This is a genomic window from Paenibacillus sp. FSL R10-2736 (assembly GCF_038000245.1).
Lineage (GTDB): Bacteria > Bacillota > Bacilli > Paenibacillales > Paenibacillaceae > Paenibacillus_AQ > Paenibacillus_AQ phytohabitans.
This window is the reverse complement of sequence record NZ_JBBOBN010000002.1, coordinates 388,535-406,732: the sequence shown is the minus strand read 5'-3', so window position 1 is coordinate 406,732 and position 18,198 is coordinate 388,535. Positions and strand designations below refer to the sequence as shown.

13 protein-coding genes are annotated in these 18,198 nt (G+C 44.4%); all 13 read left to right on the top strand.

Annotated features, from left to right (window positions below; translation table 11 throughout):
- Positions 1–164: 164 nt before the first annotated feature.
- The 13 genes from NSQ73_RS29850 to NSQ73_RS29790 all read left to right on the top strand — a co-directional run bounded on the left by NSQ73_RS29850 (position 165) and on the right by NSQ73_RS29790 (position 18,144).
- Positions 165–848 carry a response regulator transcription factor gene (locus tag NSQ73_RS29850; protein WP_042141824.1) on the top strand — a complete coding sequence of 228 codons (684 nt, stop codon included), beginning with the start codon at positions 165–167 and terminating at the stop codon, positions 846–848.
- Entirely contained in the window at positions 849–1,850 is a 1,002-nt protein-coding gene (locus NSQ73_RS29845; protein WP_340989852.1) for a sensor histidine kinase, read from the top strand.
- A 101-nt stretch (positions 1,851–1,951) separates the two neighbouring features.
- Positions 1,952–2,890, top strand: a complete 939-nt coding sequence (locus NSQ73_RS29840) for a VanZ family protein (protein WP_340989850.1) — start codon at positions 1,952–1,954, stop codon at positions 2,888–2,890.
- Positions 2,891–2,914: 24 nt separating this feature from the next.
- The gene (locus NSQ73_RS29835; protein ID WP_076243716.1) at positions 2,915–3,598 is read left to right on the top strand and encodes an ABC transporter ATP-binding protein; all 684 of its coding nucleotides are present in this window, start codon (positions 2,915–2,917) and stop codon (positions 3,596–3,598) included.
- Positions 3,595–6,186: an FtsX-like permease family protein gene (locus tag NSQ73_RS29830; protein ID WP_340989847.1), complete on the top strand. Its 2,592-nt coding sequence runs from the start codon at positions 3,595–3,597 to the stop codon at positions 6,184–6,186. The genes NSQ73_RS29835 and NSQ73_RS29830 overlap by 4 nt, the downstream gene beginning before the upstream one ends.
- 51 nt (positions 6,187–6,237) lie before the next feature.
- Entirely contained in the window at positions 6,238–7,158 is a 921-nt protein-coding gene (locus NSQ73_RS29825) for a helix-turn-helix transcriptional regulator (protein WP_340989845.1), read from the top strand.
- 94 nt (positions 7,159–7,252) lie between these two features.
- Entirely contained in the window at positions 7,253–8,107 is an 855-nt protein-coding gene (locus NSQ73_RS29820; RefSeq protein ID WP_340989844.1) for a DUF2785 domain-containing protein, read from the top strand.
- A 39-nt stretch (positions 8,108–8,146) separates the two neighbouring features.
- Positions 8,147–8,815 carry a cyanophycinase gene (locus tag NSQ73_RS29815; protein ID WP_340989843.1) on the top strand — a complete coding sequence of 223 codons (669 nt, stop codon included), beginning with the start codon at positions 8,147–8,149 and terminating at the stop codon, positions 8,813–8,815.
- 321 nt (positions 8,816–9,136) lie between these two features.
- Entirely contained in the window at positions 9,137–14,686 is a 5,550-nt protein-coding gene (locus NSQ73_RS29810; RefSeq protein ID WP_340989841.1) for an InlB B-repeat-containing protein, read from the top strand.
- A 407-nt stretch (positions 14,687–15,093) separates the two neighbouring features.
- Positions 15,094–15,660, top strand: a complete 567-nt coding sequence (locus NSQ73_RS29805) for a TetR/AcrR family transcriptional regulator (protein WP_336103696.1) — start codon at positions 15,094–15,096, stop codon at positions 15,658–15,660.
- A gap of 119 nt (positions 15,661–15,779) precedes the next feature.
- Positions 15,780–16,901 (top strand): ABC transporter permease, encoded by a 1,122-nt coding sequence (locus tag NSQ73_RS29800; RefSeq protein ID WP_340989839.1) that lies wholly within the window; start codon positions 15,780–15,782, stop codon positions 16,899–16,901.
- Positions 16,901–17,578: an ABC transporter ATP-binding protein gene (locus tag NSQ73_RS29795; protein WP_340989837.1), complete on the top strand. Its 678-nt coding sequence runs from the start codon at positions 16,901–16,903 to the stop codon at positions 17,576–17,578. The genes NSQ73_RS29800 and NSQ73_RS29795 overlap by 1 nt, the downstream gene beginning before the upstream one ends.
- Before the next feature lie 113 nt (positions 17,579–17,691).
- Positions 17,692–18,144 carry a VOC family protein gene (locus NSQ73_RS29790; RefSeq protein ID WP_042140549.1) on the top strand — a complete coding sequence of 151 codons (453 nt, stop codon included), beginning with the start codon at positions 17,692–17,694 and terminating at the stop codon, positions 18,142–18,144.
- Positions 18,145–18,198 lie beyond the last annotated feature (54 nt).

The following is an 18,198-nucleotide window of genomic DNA, read 5'->3' as shown; positions in this document are numbered from 1 at the left end:
AAAGAATATCTTTAGCGTTGTGGGGTGTTTTTTGTCCCTATCTTGCCCCTTCAGAGTTGTGAAAGTCATTAATATGGCATCAGGTAAATTAAATGACTCAAAGAGATTGTGTAGTCGTGGAATTCATTAAATGTTCTAAAATCAATCATAAGGATGATCTTCAGATGAAAATATTATTAGTTGAAGATGATAAGACGATCGCGTCGGGACTGGAATATTCGCTGCAGCAAGAGGGTTATTGGACCGTTCTCTGCCATGATGCCGCTTCAGCCCGAAAGGTGCTCGCCGAAGACATCGATCAGTTCACTTTGTGCCTGTTCGATTTACAGCTTCCAGACGGAACGGGCTATGAATTATGCAAGATGGTGAAGGAACGACGGGATATCCCGGTCATTTTCTTAACAGTGATTGATGATGAGGTCAATGTCGTGATGGGACTCGATATGGGAGCCGATGATTACATTACCAAACCTTTTCGGGTTCGCGAGCTTCTCTCCCGGATCAAGTCCGTCTTGCGGAGATACCAGAAGCTGTCCCATGCCGGAGCGGTCATTGACATTGACAATGTGCGCATCCATACGCTGGAAGGCAAAGTATATAAAAACGGTGCCGAAATTTCGCTAACCGCCTTGGAATACCGCTTATTGCTGATCTTTGGCAACCACGTTGGACAGGTCCTCACCAGGAATCAGCTCTTGGAGCAAATCTGGGACGTGGCCGGCGACTTCGTGAATGACAACACGTTAACGGTTTATATCAAAAGGCTAAGGGAAAAGCTGGAGGATAATCCAGAGCAGCCGGCTCTGATCAAAACGGTACGCGGTTTAGGCTATAAGGTTGGTGATTAGATGCTGCGCAATCGGGAAAATCAAATATTATTACTCGTCATGGGTTCGATCAGCTTATCGGCGATCGTCATTGCTGCTTTCATTTCGTCTGTCACCGCAGCCCTGGTTATTATTGTATCCGTGCTGCTTACCGGCACAGCTGTATTATTCACAAAACGGAGATATTACGAGCTAGAGAAGCTGTCCGTCTATTTGCGGGAGATTAGCAGCGGCCAGGCCTCCCTTGACCCTCGCGATAATCAAGAAGGTGAGCTTAGCATCTTAAAGAATGATATTTACAAGGTGACACGCATGCTCTCCGAGCATCGTTCGCTATTGCAGCGGGATAAGCTTCAACTGACCGACGCCATCTCCGATATTTCACATCAGCTCAAAACGCCGATCACCTCTATGACAGTCATGGCAGATCTGTTAAGCGCCCCTGATCTGCCTCCACTCAAAAGAACGGAGTTCACCCATCATATTCGCATTCAGCTTGAACGGATCGATTGGCTTGTTTCATCCTTATTAAAGCTAGCGAAAATGGAAGCGGGAACTATCCCGTTCAAAAAAGATCGAATACACATGGGAACCCTAATCGAAAAGGCACTGGAGCCGGTTATGATTCCGATGGATATTAAGGGACAGACCGTTTCCATCACAGGGGATGACAACGTCTCTTTTGCCGGCGATTTCCGTTGGACTGCTGAAGCGGTTATCAATATTTTGAAAAATGGAGTGGAGCATACACCTGAGGGCGGTGCGATTACCATCACATTTTCCGACAACGTGCTATATACGGAAATCGTTATTGCTGACAACGGAGAGGGCATTCCGAAAGAGGATTTGCCTTATATATTCAAACGTTTTTATAAAGGAAAGAATGCTAATGAAGGAAGTATCGGTATAGGGCTTGCGATGGCTCACAGCATCATTGCAAGCCAGAACGGCGTGATTGATGTAACGAGCGGCAGCGGGAGGGGTACAGAGTTTCGGATCAAATTTTATAAGCATGTGATTTAACAGCATTCCGTAAGTGACTGAACTGTCACCTCCAACGTCACTGTAAAGTCATTTTGGACAGTTAAAATGATATTTATCAGATGAACAATGGAGGTACAACCATGCAAATGAAGCAGCAGCGCAAGATTACTTTTATTATCACGATAGGCTACACCCTGATTATTCTTTATTTTATGCTTTTTGCTTTCGGCAGAGCGGATACGGTAGATCAAACCAGTCAGTACACCTTTATTTTTTTGCCGGACGGTTTTTTTAGGGTGCCGGGTCTTTCCGATCTTCTACATCCGACACTGATGGACTTGGTGGGTATTGGAAACTTTGCAGCCTTCATACCTTTTGGCATACTGTTTCCGTTGTTATACCGCACTAGCTTTGTTCGCTTCATGACAGGGTTTATCCTGTCCATTCTTGTGGTGGAGACCATCCAGGCCCTAACATTCCTCGGCAGCTTTGACACGAACGACGTCATAACGAACTCAGTGGGCGCTGCTATTGGATTCGGGGGCTACAAGATTGGCTTCCGTACAAAAAACTACTGGAGAAATATCGCTGCTACAGGAATTGCCAGTGCTGTGTTAATGCTCGGCGTATGGGGGGTCTTCGGAGTAGTTGATCAAGTGTTCACCAAAGAGTTGGCCCCTTTTGTAGCGATCAACGAATGGGAAGATAGTACCGGAAATCGAGTAACGGGAACCAAACAGGACAGTCTTAAGATTGGCGGTCAAGACGTGACACCCCAATATAATGTGTATGGCATCGAAGGTAAAAAGAAGGAAACATATACGTATTCGCTAGGCAATAAGAGAGATCTGTATCTTAGCTTGAATTATGGAATTCCTGATCATAAGGATTTTCAGGGCAGCCTTAAGGTTACCGTTGACGGGCATGAGCTCCTGTCTGTATCTGCAGAAGATCAGCTCCATGAGCCGGACAATAGGATCCTTCATCTCACCGGGGCTAAAGAGCTTAAGATAACCATTGAGGGGAATGAAATCCTTTGGGATGTTGGATATAGAGAGATGGTATATAACTGGAATTGAGCATCTAGGGAAGGAGGGATGGCAATGGAGATTTTAACCATTGAAAATTTGTCCAAAATATACGGCACAGGCGAATCGGCGGTGAAGGCGCTTGATGATGTTTCCTTTTCGGTCCAAAAAGGTGAATTCGTCGTAATTATCGGACCTTCCGGATCGGGGAAATCGACACTCCTTCATATGCTGGGCGGTGTGGATCGACCGACTGGCGGGAAAGTGTATGTTCAGGATACGGATATGTATACCTTGGACGAAACGCAGCTGGCCATCTTCAGACGCAGGCAAATCGGGCTGATCTACCAGTTTTTCAATCTGCTTCCCGTCCTGACGGTGGAAGAGAATATTACGCTGCCGCTCTTGCTGGATCAACAAAAGGTAGATCAAAAGCAATTGGCTGATCTTGTGAATACGTTGAATTTACAGCATCGGTTAAACCATCTGCCGAATCAGCTATCCGGTGGACAGCAGCAGCGTGTCTCGATTGGCAGGGCGATCATCGGCAATCCTGCGATCATGCTGGCCGACGAACCCACCGGGAATCTGGACAGCAGGAATAGCAGCGAGATCGTCGATTTATTGAAAATGCTGAATAAGACCTATCATCAGACCCTGCTCGTAATCACGCATGACGAACGGATCGCCCTGCAAGCCGACAGAATCATTTCAATTGAAGATGGGAGGATTGCCAAAGACGAGGTGATAAGGCGATGAATATTGTCAATACATTAACCATCCGGCATCTGAAGCAGAACAAGAGACGAACACTTGTGACTATTCTTGGCGTAATTATTTCGGTATCCATGATGACCGCTGTCATTACGCTAATTTTTTCCTTTGCGGATTTAATGATCAGACAAACGATCACAGATACAGGGGAGTGGCATATTCAGTATCAAGATATAACCAAGGAACAGCTTGCGGCGATACAGGGCGATGATGCAACCAAAACGGTTGCAATCACAAGAGACCTTGGGTATGCCCCATTAGAAGGGGGACAAAATTCCAATAAGCCGTACTTGTTCATTAAGGAATATGATGTGCAAGGGTTCACACAATTTCAGATTGAAATAAGCAAGGGGCGTCTTCCGCACACGGACAAGGAGGTTGTGATCTCCGAGTCTGTTACAACAAATGGCAAAGTGAAGTACGAAATCGGCGACCGTCTAACGCTTCGCGTCGGCGACCGATTCGAACAAGGGGGCGATCATCCCCTGGATCAGACGGAACCGCTGCGCAGGAAAGACGGCACATTGACCGAGACATTACAGCATAGCATAATTAGGGATTATACGGTGGTAGGCTTCATTAAACCTCCGGTGTCGGAACCGGCCCGGGCCCCGGGTTATACGATCATTAGCTATGTCGATGATCATATCATCGGGGGGGACGATCGGGTCGATGCGTCGGTGGTCTTGCAGCAGGTCAATCCGTTCTTGTTCGCACATGCGGAGAAGCTGGCTGAGAAAAACCAAATGGACACTGTCCAATATAATAACGATTTGCTTCGTTATTATGGCTTGTCCAGCAGCGGAGCCTCATCCAGCATGATGTTCTCATTATCGGCAATCATTATGGGGGCCATTATAATTGGCTCGGTTGGACTCATCTATAACGCTTTTGCGATATCCGTCTCGGAACGTTCCCGCCATTTAGGGATGCTCGCGAGCGTGGGGGCAACGAAAAGGCAGAAGCGAAATTCCGTATTTTTTGAAGGTATCGTCATTGGTTTGATCAGCATTCCCATTGGCATCTTATGCGGTCTTGCCGGAATCGGAATCACCTTTTCGTTCATGAACACAATGATTGAAGGGGCATTATGGACTAGTGAAAAGCTGAGGCTTATCGTCACGCCGTTATTGCTCTTGATTACTTGTCTTGTTTCGATGCTGACAATTTTCGTTTCGGCGTATCTCCCGGCGGTTAAAGCATCCAGGGTATCTCCCATGGACGCGATTCGCCAAACCACCGACGTAAAGCTTACGGCCAAAGCAGTGAAGACGTCGAAGATCATTCGTAAGCTCTTCGGAATCGAAGCAGAAATCGGGCTGAAAAACTTAAAAAGGAACAAACGAAGATATCATGTTATTCTTTTTTCGCTGGTCATCAGCATCGTTTTGTTTTTGACGATATCGTTTTTCACGACTGGCCTGACACGATCTCTGGCATTGTCGCTGGAAGGCATCAATTACGATATTGAAGTGTCGTCCAGTAATGGCGAAAGACTAGATGACCGGTTGATGCAATCGCTTGTATCTCTGGATGGCGTCACGGAATATAGCGTCAGTCATGAGTTAGTCAGGAACGCTTGGGTCGATGCAGCAAGCATCGCCGACGAGTTGCAAGAGAAGGTTAAGCAGGATAAGAGTATGCTGCAAGACGGGAAATACCCTTACGAAATTAAGCTCTATGCACTGAATGATTCGAGCCTGCAAGCCTATGCCAGAGCGGCTCACGCAGATTACGAACAGCTTACGGATCTGGATCATCCCGCCGCAATCGTGATGGATACGATTCATTATAAAGATATAGATACGGGTAAATATATTCAGACGAAGTCCATATATGCGAATATCGGTCAACATATCGAGCTAACGAGTTTTTTTAAAGCGAGCGGGGAAGAAACGAAGGCAAATAAAGTGATATTTGCCGCATTGACGGATAAGGCACCGATGGGGATGAGCCCGTTAGGCGTAGGCGGGTTAAATATGATCGTGTCGGAACGCGTCATGAATCGGCTGGCAGACGGCGAGGAGCTGGCTAACGCTTCGATGTATCTCCATATGAAAAGCACGGAACCGGTGAAAACGCAGCAGGAAATTGAAGCGTTGAATGAGACCAATCTGAATGTCTACAATGTATATCAATCCAGAATAAGAGAAGAACAACAGATTCTGCTGATGAACGTCTTTTCTTACGGTTTCATCGTATTAATCTCTGCGATTTCCGTTGCGAACATCTTTAATACGATCTCAACAGGGCTGGCTCTTCGCAAACGGGAATTTGCAATGCTGAAATCCGTAGGCGCGACGCCAAAGGGATTTGCAAAAATGCTGAACTATGAGAGTGTTTTTTATGGGGTCAAGTCGCTCTTGTATGGGCTTCCTGTCAGTTTCGCCGTGATGGTTCTGATCTATAAAGCATTTGCGAACAAATTCAGCTATGGGTTCACCCTGCCCTGGATGAGCATTCTGTCTGTCATTGTGTGTGTATTTGTCATTGTCAGCTCTGCGGTTGTTTATTCCGGAGCTAAAGTAAAAAAGGAGAATATTATTGATGCATTAAAGCAAGAGAATATATGATTCACTTACTTCACCCAGAGGAGGAGACGTCACCCGACGTCACACACAATCATGCGAGTCGACCGATTGCTCTCCATGCTGCTGATCATCTCCGGTAAAGGCACAGTAACGGGCAAGGAGCTTGCCGAGCATTTCGAGGTATCCTTACGGACGATCTACCGGGATATCGAAAAAATAAGCGAAGCCGGCATACCGGTTGCCTCGTCCAGCGGTAAGGGCGGAGGATACTATATTATGGACAGCTATAATATAAGCGGCCTCTTTTTAAACCGGGATGAAGCTCATACGTTTGTAGCTGTAATGAAGAATTTACACAGCTTGTTTGGTAGGAACGAAGCTTTTAATGACATCATGCTAAAGGTTGAGCATACCTATAAGCGGGAGCCCGAGAAGCACAAGCTGACTCTGGATATGTCCCATTTCAGCATGGAGCAGGAAATTAAAGAATACATTGGGATCATAAGCAAGGCCATCACGGATAACAGACTGCTGGTGTTCGACTATATCAACAGGGATATGGAATATCTGGAGCGAACGGTAGAGCCAAGCTGGATTGACTTTCGCCACGGAGATTGGTATGTGATAGGTTTTTGCCGGGTCAGAGAGGACTACCGCAGATTCAAGCTCGTGCGGATTAAGCAACTCAGACAGGGGCCACCTTTTGCAAAAAGAGAGCTGCCGGAAGACCAAATCGCCGAGGTTATTAAGCAAAGCTATTCGCAGCGGGACATACAGGTTGTGCTCAGATTCACTCCGCGAATTGGCGCGCAGCTTCCCGAGTATTTTGAAAAAGAGAAGATTAGCCGGCGTGAAGACGGCTTCTATCTCGTGACGGATACTTATCCTTATGAGGAGGGTCTGCTGAAATTCATTCTAAGCTTCGGCAAGGAGTGCGAGCTGCTGGAGCCTCGTGAATTACGGGCGGAGCTGCAGCAATATATGCAGAATATGCTTCTATCCTACAATGACTGACGCCCTGGTGTCAGTCATTGTGTTCTATAGTAGGGATATCGGCGGAAAGAATACATAACGCCCGCTATAACTTCTCTAGGAGGCAAGCGACTAAATGCACGAGGACACACGAATAGAACTGATACGGAAGCTGCAAAGATTGGAGGAGGAACGCTATATCCTGCGTGAGGGAGAAAGGTTACAAGACTTTACCTGTCTGATGCTGCGGCATATTGGCGATCCGGAGTCTGAGCTGCGTGAGCATATCTATTCCACTTTTCATATATGGCTGAAGCGCGATAATAAGTTCTCATATGCGGAAATGCAGCATCTTTTGGCTGTCCTGATGGATGACCGGCATTTGTTCTATCGGATTGGAAGCGAGGATGACCATAGTGTACTCACCAGGGCGTTTGCGGTTCTGCCTATCGTTCTTATTGTACAGCGGCACAGGAATAATTCATTCTTGACTCCAAATGAGTTCCAGCATCTACAGCATTCGCTGCTTCGCTACTACCAGGAGGAGAAGGACCTGCGCGGTTATCTGGCAGTCGAAGGCTGGGCGCATGCCGCGGCTCACGGGGCAGATGCCCTCGAGGAACTGATCCGCTGTCCGGAAAGCGATAATGCAGTGCAGCGCGAGGTGCTGGAGGCGATTACAGGGATGCTGCATAACGGTGTCCGGATTTTTGACGAGGAGGAAGACGAGCGCATGGCCAGCATTGTGGACACGATGATTAGCGAAGCACTGCTTCCGCAGCAGGAGATTGCCGACTGGATTCATAGCTTGTCGCAATGTACGGAATGGCCGGATACGCGCGCACAGAGAGTCGCCAGAGTAAACGGGAAAAATTTTGTGCGCAGCCTGTATTTCAGAACAAGGGTCCGGAATGACGGAAATAATCTTATTCTTAACGGCGCCATGCTGACCGCTGAAGCTAAATTAAACTGCTTTAATGAGGCTAATTAAGAAGTGCGCTAGAAATAATACATATGGAGGTAATTAAGTTTGAGTACTCACTACTATTTCAGTTGGTTTAATCATTTTTTTCCAGAGAAGCTGGTCCATTGTTTGCAGGAGGATATACAAGACAGACAATCGCTTGTTATGATTAGCGCTGACCCGTCTGGTTACACAGATGAGCCAATTAACTTTGATGAACTCTCTGAATGGACATGGCTGAATCAGGCTAACATTATTTTTGATGAATATCATTTCATTGATTACCGCATGCAGAAGGAGGATGCCCAGAGGTTCATTCAGAACGCTTCCGTCATTTTTTTATGCGGCGGGTATCCTGTTTTGCAGAGCGATTTTTTGGCGGATTATGAATTATCGGATGTTATTAAGAACAGCAATGCCGTTATACTGGGTGCCAGCGCCGGTGCGCTGAACATGTCTGCTCAATGGTTAAGCTTGAATGACACTGGTCATGAAGTTGAACCGAGTACTATTTATGAGGGTATGGGCTTTGATCATTTTGCCTATGAATCCCATTCTAAGCGGGGCTACGCCACGTTTGTTCAAGGCTACCTGTTCCCCTTGTCTGAAGAGATTGATGTTTATGCGGCAGAACAGGAGAGCGCTATACGTGTAAAGGACGGCAAAATAGAAACAATGGGTCCTTTATATTTAATTTCCCGCTCAAAGATTCAGAAATTGGTTGAGACGCTCTAATTAGGGAGAGAGGCTACCGAAATGAAACGCTCAAATAATAATTAGTCACCTCTCAATATGGACCTGTATCCAGAGTATCCCGGTAAGCGGCGAAGAGATAAACTCTCTTCTGCCGCTATTTTTTTAGATGAACATCATTTTCGCTCTATTTCTACTTCCCATTATTTAAGCTAAAGTTAAAGTTTTCTTTAAGTTTCAGATGAGGGTTAAGTTGCTATGCTAACATAAATGAAGATAACAATTGGATGCACAAGAGGCTGGACACTGTTAGGGTGTCAGTCGTTTTTTTTCATGTAATTCATTTATTGGGGGGAATAGTCTTTGTACAAACGGATTATTAGTTTAATGTTTGCAGTGTTATTGTTGGTCTCCCTAGTATCGCCAGGCTTGACATTGGCGCAAACGGGCAGCTCTAGTGATCTGAATGGTTTCAGCGGGTCAAGTAGTTTTAGTGATTCCAGCAATCCTAGTAAATCTAGAACAGAATCGTTGGAATTACCTCCATCCAATGAGCTATCAAGTGGCTGGAGTAATATCGCGCAAAATATCAATCCGGTTGCCGATGCACCGAATTTGACGAATGGGAATACAGCAAGTTCTTTCAATGATGTGAAGCAAGGCAATTGGTTCTTCGAAGCAGCAAATTATGTGTATCAGAATGGCCTATTCCAAGGTACAGGGGAGCACACTTTCTCACCACAAGGCACGATGACACGTGCAATGTTCGTTACTGTTCTTGGACGTGCAGCAGGAATTGATTCTTCCAAATACACCTCAGCCTCTTCATTCACGGATGTGTCCGCGGGTTCTTATTATGCACCTTACGTAGAATGGGCAAATGAGAACGGTATTGTAACAGGGATGGGCAATCGAAAGTTTGCACCAAACAATACGGTGACCAAAGAGCAAATGGCTACTATTATGGTTAGATATTTCGAGGAATTTAACATCGACTATCAAACAGGAAATCCTATTATTACAGAGCCAAACGATATTGGTAATGTTTCAAGCTGGGCAAAGGATGCTGTATTAGCATTATGGAGAGCTGGTCTAATCAATGGCGACCGAAGCGGTAATTTCAATCCAGCCTCCAATGCAACTCGTGCTGAAGCGGCTTCGTTTGTCATGCGCAGTAATGAGGTGATTAAGAAAAACACTTCACCGGCATCCACAGCGATCCCAACATCCACATCGACACCAACACCGACATCAACACCGACATTAACATCAACATCTGCATCTACATCAACATCCACACCGGTATCTACGCCAACTCCAACTCCATCTCCATCTCCAACATCAACTAGCGGAACCTTCACCATTACATTTAATACAAATGGCGGAACCGCTATAGCGAATAGGTACGTTGTTGCAGGTCATTCACTAGGCGAATTACCAACTACGCAAAAAGAAAATTACACGTTCCTAGGCTGGTATACGGATAGTGAGTTTACTACGGAGGTTTCTTCAGATGCAATTGTAACCAGCGACATGACACTATATGCCAAATTCGAAAGATTATCGGATCAAGCACTCGAAGTTCAAAGTATACCTGTGATTAGTAAGCTGGATCAACCAAGCACATTTTCAATTAAAGTCGTTGATAGCTCTGGAGAATTAACAGAATCTATGATTAAGAATGCGATTAGGTTTAGTGCATCTACGCATCTTGATTTTGTAAAGTATTCAGGTATTTCCATAACTAAGGTGGATAATGAATACATTATTACTGCCAATAACAAGAGTAAGCAATTTCCTGAGGGAGGTACATTCAAGCTCGTATTGACTGAAGATGCTTTAGTATTCAAAGAAGGCGATACGGAATATGATTCATCCACAAGGGAAGTTGATTTTACGACAGCTAAGGCTGAAGTCAACAATCTTAAATTCAATCCAAACCTGAAGTTTATAAGTGCAGCTGAAGTGTCTTTGATGAGTCAAGATGGTCAGCAGGCTAAGTTTATTGCGAACCCGTTATATACGTATGAGATCAATAAGGGAACTACGGAAACAACCGTAAACGACTTTCGGGATGGCTACTTCATTCATGAGGGTGGCGGGATCGAAGTAGGAGATACCGTTGCCATTTATGACGGTGCTAATCCAAGTGAGCATAATGGAAGCGCGCCGTTAGAGGATGAAGGAAACATTTCTTACGTCCAAATTTTTTCAATCAAAAATGGCAATGAGTATCATTACGGCGCGCCAGATGTAGCGGATATTATTTTTGTACCGGATGTTTTACCCGTAAATGCTGCTGAGGATACGGATGGTGATCCGAACAATAATTCAATCACGATATCTGAATCAACGATGGATTTCTCGGATGCCAAGTATGCGGGCTTTAATTTCAAAGAAGATCTTACCGTCGAGCCAGGAGATTTCATTGCATTCTATACAGGGGAATTGAGTGAGGCCTCTCAGCTTCTCAACTATGCACAGATCAGAGCAGTTAATCTTGCTAATAATACGTATACGATTACTTATGAGGCTATTAGCGAAGAAGCAATGCGCAGCTCATTCGATTATTATAAAAAAGATCAAAAAGTAGAGAATGAAAAGCTGCTTAGTGATGATAGCATTGCCCAACTGGAAGCAGAGATGACTAGTGAAGCAATGGATAGCGGATTTGCACAGCGCGCTTCAGGCTATCTTGCGTCAATGGCACTGCAAACAGACAGCTTTAAGGAGCTTAATGTAGATAACCAGTTCAGTGACAGCGATATTCAGTATCTCAGTGAAAATGCAGCTGCAGGTACTAGCTTGATGAAGATAGCCGGCTCAAAGGTGGAAGTATCTGTTGAACAAGTAAAGGTAGATATTTCACCGAACCTAAACCACTTCGAAGGAAAAACAGGTATCCGCGCCGCTTTACAAATTGAAGCAGAGGTAACCATCGAGGTTAGTGCAAATCACGAAATTAAAATTAAATTAACAGGGACATTTGAGCAAGAATTTTCAGTTAACCTTAGTGCTGGTGGGAATATTTACTGGGAAGAATTCTGGTTTTTCTCAATACCCGTCGATTATTCAGTATATGCCAATCTTGATGTATATACGTATACGGCCGTAAGATTCGATGCCAATCTCGGTCTATTCGAGAAAGAGGAAGATATTGATTGGAATAGTGATGATGTTATTAACGTCGCCAGACAAATTAAGAAGGTTATGGAAGAGTCTGAAAAGTACACAGATAATGAAATTGATGAGATCTCAGACAGCTTGCCGGATCTATATGCAGATTTCCTGGACAATGAAGATATTGATTGGGTTGATATCGTTACACAAGAAATATTTAGGACCCAAGTGCGAGTCGTTAATGGTATTTTTGAGATTGTATTTAAGGCAGAGTTCGTAGTTAGTGCAAAGGTTAATATCTCGGTTGGAATTATATATACGTATGAAAATGGTCAACGCTATGGTTTCAATATGCGCATCATTGCAGCTGAGGTTAGTAACTCTCAAACTACGCTTGTACCTGAAAAGTATAAATTTACCTTCTATGCGATGGGTGAATTAGGGTTAAGAGCCGGGATTCGTCTTACGGTAGAGGTCGGTGCCTTATCCACGGAGCTTAATAGTATAGGGGTGCAAGCAGAGCTAGGAGGGTATATAAAATTATGGGGCTTCTTCTATTATCATTATGAGAGGACTGAAGGGAAACCTGCGATTTCTAGTATGAAAGGGGCTTATCATGCAGAGATCGGGCTGTATTTAGAAATAAAAATTATTGCGCAGGCGTTTAAGGGAACCTTCTCAGTCGTACCTTACTCGACGACCTATGAGAAGCCTCTATTTGAAATGGGTACACGTAGCGCGATCCTGGATTTCTCTTACGAACAGGATGATGTTGAACCGATAGAGATGCATGGTGAGTTTGGGAAGACGTCTTATCAATTACCACTTGAATACTTTATGATGGATAAGATGGATTTACACGATGGTGAACTGACTTCTTCTCCACAAGATGTTTCTTACTTTAGAATCAGTTTCTCGAATAGGGACAACTTCAGGTATGATCCTCGCAACCGTACTATCACACCTGATCGTGATGATGAAACCGGATATGATACAGAATTATATATCACTTATGACGGGCCAAGCGCATCATTAGGTTCTGATCCTCTGACTCGTACCTATACAGTCTCATATGATAATCTTAAAGACAGCTATACGATGACATTAAAGGAACTTGATGAAAAATTACCAATTTCTGATATGAGAATTATGCGGCAAATTAGTGGTAAATATTTGTCGGCGATTCCTCAGATCCCGGATCCTACCAAGCTAGGGTATACATTCATAGGCTGGTATAATGAGAGCCTGGGAACGATAGGTTGGAAGGTTCCGCTTCCAACTGTAATGGATGCCAAAGATCTTAATTTCTATGCTGCATTTCAACCTGCTACGGATACGCCGTATCTGGTAGAAACCTATACTGAAAATTCATATGATGATGGCTACACATTAGTTGATACAGAAAAATTAAGAGGAAAAACGAATGCTGTACCTTCAGTAGGTCCGAAAGACATCCCAGGATTCATTACGCCTCAAAAGACTCAAGTGGTTATTAAGGCAGACGGATCAACTGTAATCAAGTACTCATATAAACGCGAAATGATCGAGCTAACCTTCCAGCTTGACTATTCGAAGGCAACAGATGATGTACCAATTGCCGCAACGCAATATATTGAATATATGAAGTATGGGGCCAGTTTGGATGTTCCGAGCTATGTGACGAATATTAAAGGTCTTACTTTCCTTGGATGGGAATCAATGGATAATATTGTTCCGGCTACACCGAAAACCTACACGGCCTATTTCGATTTGAAGAAGGATATGAGGGTACTTGTAGAATATTATTCAAGAGACAGCTACGAAGGAGAATTCTCGAAAGTGGGCAGTGAAATTTATCTGGCAACTGCATACAAAGTGTTCAATGCACGTACCCAAGCGGCAGGCTATTATAACAGTCCCAATGAGTACGAGTTAGCAGATGATTGGGGTCTTCCAACAGATTATACAATTGTAGTAGATCCGGAACTTCCTAAAAATGAGCTTGTAGTGAGGCAATATCTACAGCGTAAATATGAGCTAACGTTTGATTCGAATGAAGGAACTTTTGCTGATGGTGTTTCTGGAAAAAGCTATTTAAGTGCAGGAATGCCTTATCAAATACCATCTGACCCAACGCGTGAAGGTTATACATTTACAGGCTGGTCACCAGCAATTCCGTCAGAGAATCGTGAAATGCCAGCGGAAAATCTGACCTACACTGCACAGTGGACGGAGGCTGCAGAACGTAAAAAGTATACGGTGGAGCATTATCAAAGAGGTACGGGTATTGATGCTCCATTTGAATTAGTGGATACAGAAGAGCTAGAAGGAATAGTAGGGGACACGGTAACTGCAACCCATAAAACCTACTCTGGGTTCTATGCTCTAGAAGGAACAGGTACCGATTATGCAACCATAAGCAGTGGAGTGGTTGATGAAGATGGCAGTACGACGCTCCAGCTATATTATGATAGAAATGTATATAAAGTGAAATTTATCTACATTGATCCATTTACACAAGAAGAAAAGCTAATCAATGAGGAAACCTATCGTTTCGGCGTACAATTCACGATTCCAAGTAAATCTGTCTGGGGATTAGGAGTGACTGGAATTGGATGGAAGGCGTTAGACGGGGCACCGGAAATTGATGAGTATGCTATGAACTTAGTACCGGCACAAAATGTGACTTATGAGCTTATCTTGCCTGACGAAGGAAGCGGAGAAGGTGGAGAGGGTGAAAATCCGGGATTTCCAGGTTTTCCGGGATTTCCGGGAAGTCAATTCCCAGGCCTTACGGGTTTTATAAAGTTCTAATGTAGTTGTTATCATTTAGTTGGTTCTTATGAAAAGGTTCATCGCGGCTGACTGCTGCGATGAACCTTTTTTGCTGACTGTTCTATCACATAGATCACTTAATTTGCCGTCTTATTGATGAAGTCAATCTCATTTCTGATCCCTTATGGGCGTATTGGTGCATGTGAAGAATAATACGATAAACAACCGTAGCTGCTCGCTTGGGAACGGGAAATAGGGGTTGTGTGGAAAACCAACGAATGCAATTGGAACCCCGCCTTCCACACTTGCCGTTTACACTCAAGTTCTATTTATAATCGGATCATCTCCACCTTGTGGAGAGCAGTGGTCTTGTTTTTGGGAAATGCTTATAAACATATGCTAAACTGATAATAAATAAAATCAGAGATAGGACAGGAAGAGATTCAATGGGAAGAAAACAGTCTTTCACGGAGACAGAGCTGCTGGATATGACAAAAAAATTAGTGCTTGAGCATGGGTATGACGGTTTTCACCTCAAGCTGCTCTCCCAGCATCTGTCAGGAGCCCGAAGCACGATTTATCAATATTACTCCAATAAGGAAGAGATTGTGGCTGCTTGTATGAAGCGCGTAATGGCAACGGTATTAGAGAATGCATTAGCCATTGATGAGGCTGATCCTATGGACGCCCTCGAACAGCTGCTTCTCGTTTATGTAGAAGAGTCTGCACTACATCAGCTTTTAGGAAATGCCAGTAAAATTAATACTGCTAATTCATCTGCAGCCGCCAGAGATCTTGAATTTATTGAGGAAGCACATATGACCCTGAAAGTTCAATTATCACGCTTATTTGAACGCGCACAACAGAATAATGACCTGAGGAAGGATATCCCACTTCCTGTACTTATTGGTGTATTCTTTAACTTAATTGATACACCTAATATGCTGGAAATCCCAGTACCCGCTTGGGGAAAGCTGTTGTTTCAGATGTGGACCGGAGGAGCCAAGAGCTAACCTCAGTCTTGGATTTAATTTGACACGGGTGTCATTTATGCTGTTTAATTAATGTTGTGGCGTGAGGGTAGGTCGAAATTGACACATGTGTCAAAAAAGGGCGAGGAGTTGGAAAAGGAATGTTTTTAGCTATGAAAGAATTGATGCACAGCAAAATGAGATTTTTGATGATCATCATTATTTTTGTACTGCTAGCCTGGCTGGTATTTATCTTATCCGGGTTAGGGAATGGCCTGTCTACGTTAGCTGCGTCAACCTTTAAGACGATGAAGGCGGATTATGTCATTTTTGAAGAAGGATCGCAGTCCTCCATGAGCAAGTCACTACTGTCTGATCAATTACTGGCGGAGGTGGAGCTACTACCCAATGTTAGTGCTGCCGCACCTATGGGAAGTACGATGGCAACGGCGTTGAAGGAACCAAGCATCAAGAGTGAAGATAAGCTGGATATCGCAATTATAGGAATCAACCCGGGAAGCTTCTTGGAACCGGCTGTCGTGGAAGGGGAAGGCCTATCTTCTGATAACCCTACCGGTGTTGTAGTGAACTCGACCATGAAGGATGAGGGCTATAACATTGGTGACACTTTTCAATTAGATGGCACGATGGAATCACTGACGATTATAGGCTTTGCCGAGAACCAGACCTATAACCACGTTGCATCCGTATTCACTCCGATGGCGGAATGGCGGAAGATTACCTTCGCGGCTCCGGGTTCGGATAAAGGAGTTGCAGGGCCCGTTAATGCGATTATGTTACAAGGCAAAGATATCGATCCTGATGTAATGAATAGCAAGCTGACCAATACGGACACGGTTACCCGGGCGGCCGCAGTTCAAGGAATGCCAGGGTACAAGGAAGAGAACGGTACTATCTTAATGATGCTGGCATTTCTGCTCGCAATCGCCGCATTCGTGCTTGGGGTATTCTTTTATGTAATGACGATGCAGAAAACTAACCAGTTCGGCATTATGAAGGCTATAGGTGCCAGTAACAGGTTCTTGAGCAAAGCCATTGTCTCGCAAGTGTTCGTGCTGTCGCTGACTAGTATTGTAGTCGGAGTCTTACTGACTTATGGAACAGCAGCCATTATGCCGAAGGGTATGCCATTTAAGCTGGAACCTGGTCTTGTCGTCTCGTATTCTGTTATCTTGCTTATTATCGCTATGTTAAGTTCGCTGGTATCAGTACGAAAGATTACAAAAATTGATCCGCTCAAGGCGCTCGGGAGGGTTGAATAATGAATAAGGGATTACAAATGAGTGATGTTACCAAGTATTATGCCGAAGGAAGCAATCGGATCGCGGCACTCGACCATGTGTCCATTTCAGTGGAGCCGGGGGAGTTTGTTGCTGTAGTTGGACCGTCGGGTTCAGGTAAAAGTACCTTTTTGTCTATTGCTGGAGCACTGCTCAAAGCTTCAGAAGGAGAAGCAAAGCTGAATGGACATCCTATTTCTAGGCTTACTGCACAAGAACTGGCGAATATAAGACTACAAGAAATCGGATTCATTATGCAATCATCGAATTTGGTTCCTTATCTAAATGTTCTTGATCAATTGCTGATCATAAAAAAGATGTCGGGAAAGGTTAAAAGAGAGGACAAGGAGTTCGCCACTAAACTGCTGGCAGAGCTGGGTCTGGGCTCGAAATTAAATAGCTTTCCGGAAGAGCTCTCAGGCGGGGAGAAGCAGCGGACAGCGATTGCCCGTGCCCTAATTAATAATCCCAGCATCATCTTGGCGGATGAGCCGACAGCAAGTCTGGATACCAGACGTGCACATGAAGTGGTCAGTCTAATCGCGCAAGAAGTGAATTCGGGACAGAAAGCGGCGATTATGGTTACTCATGATGAGCGTATGCTTGAATATTGCGACAAGGTCTACCGGATGGAGGATGGAAAATTGTCTTTGCAGTAATGCATATCCGGCAATCCTGCTACTACTATTTGTTGAGAAATCAGTAATTATTAAATAGAATAAATTATTAAGAGGATCGGCTAATAAATTTGTACACATAAGGAGATGAAACTATGGCAGAAAATAAATTACTAAGAATGGACAACGTCGGTATCGTTGTCGAGTCTTTGGACGACGCAATTTCTTTTTTCGAGGAGATTGGCCTGAAGCTCGAAGGGCGAGCCACCGTCGAAGGTGAATGGGCAGGCCGCGTAACCGGACTGGGTTCTCAATACGTAGAGATTGCTATGATGGTTACCCCGGATGGCCACAGCCGAATTGAACTTTCGCGATTTATCAACCCGCCTGCTATATCAGATCACCGGACTGCTCCTGTAAATGCTCTCGGTTATCTACGTGTCATGTTCACCGTTGAAGATATTGACGAAATGGTATCCAGACTCACTAAGTATGGTGCTCAGCTCGTTGGCGAGGTGGTTCAGTACGAGGACTCGTATAAGCTCTGCTACATTCGTGGAACCGAAGGAATTCTGGTCGGTTTGGCGGAACAACTAAGTAATAAATAAAGATAAGAGCGGAGCATAAGCTAACAGTTTTATGCCCCGCTCTTATTTACGTTC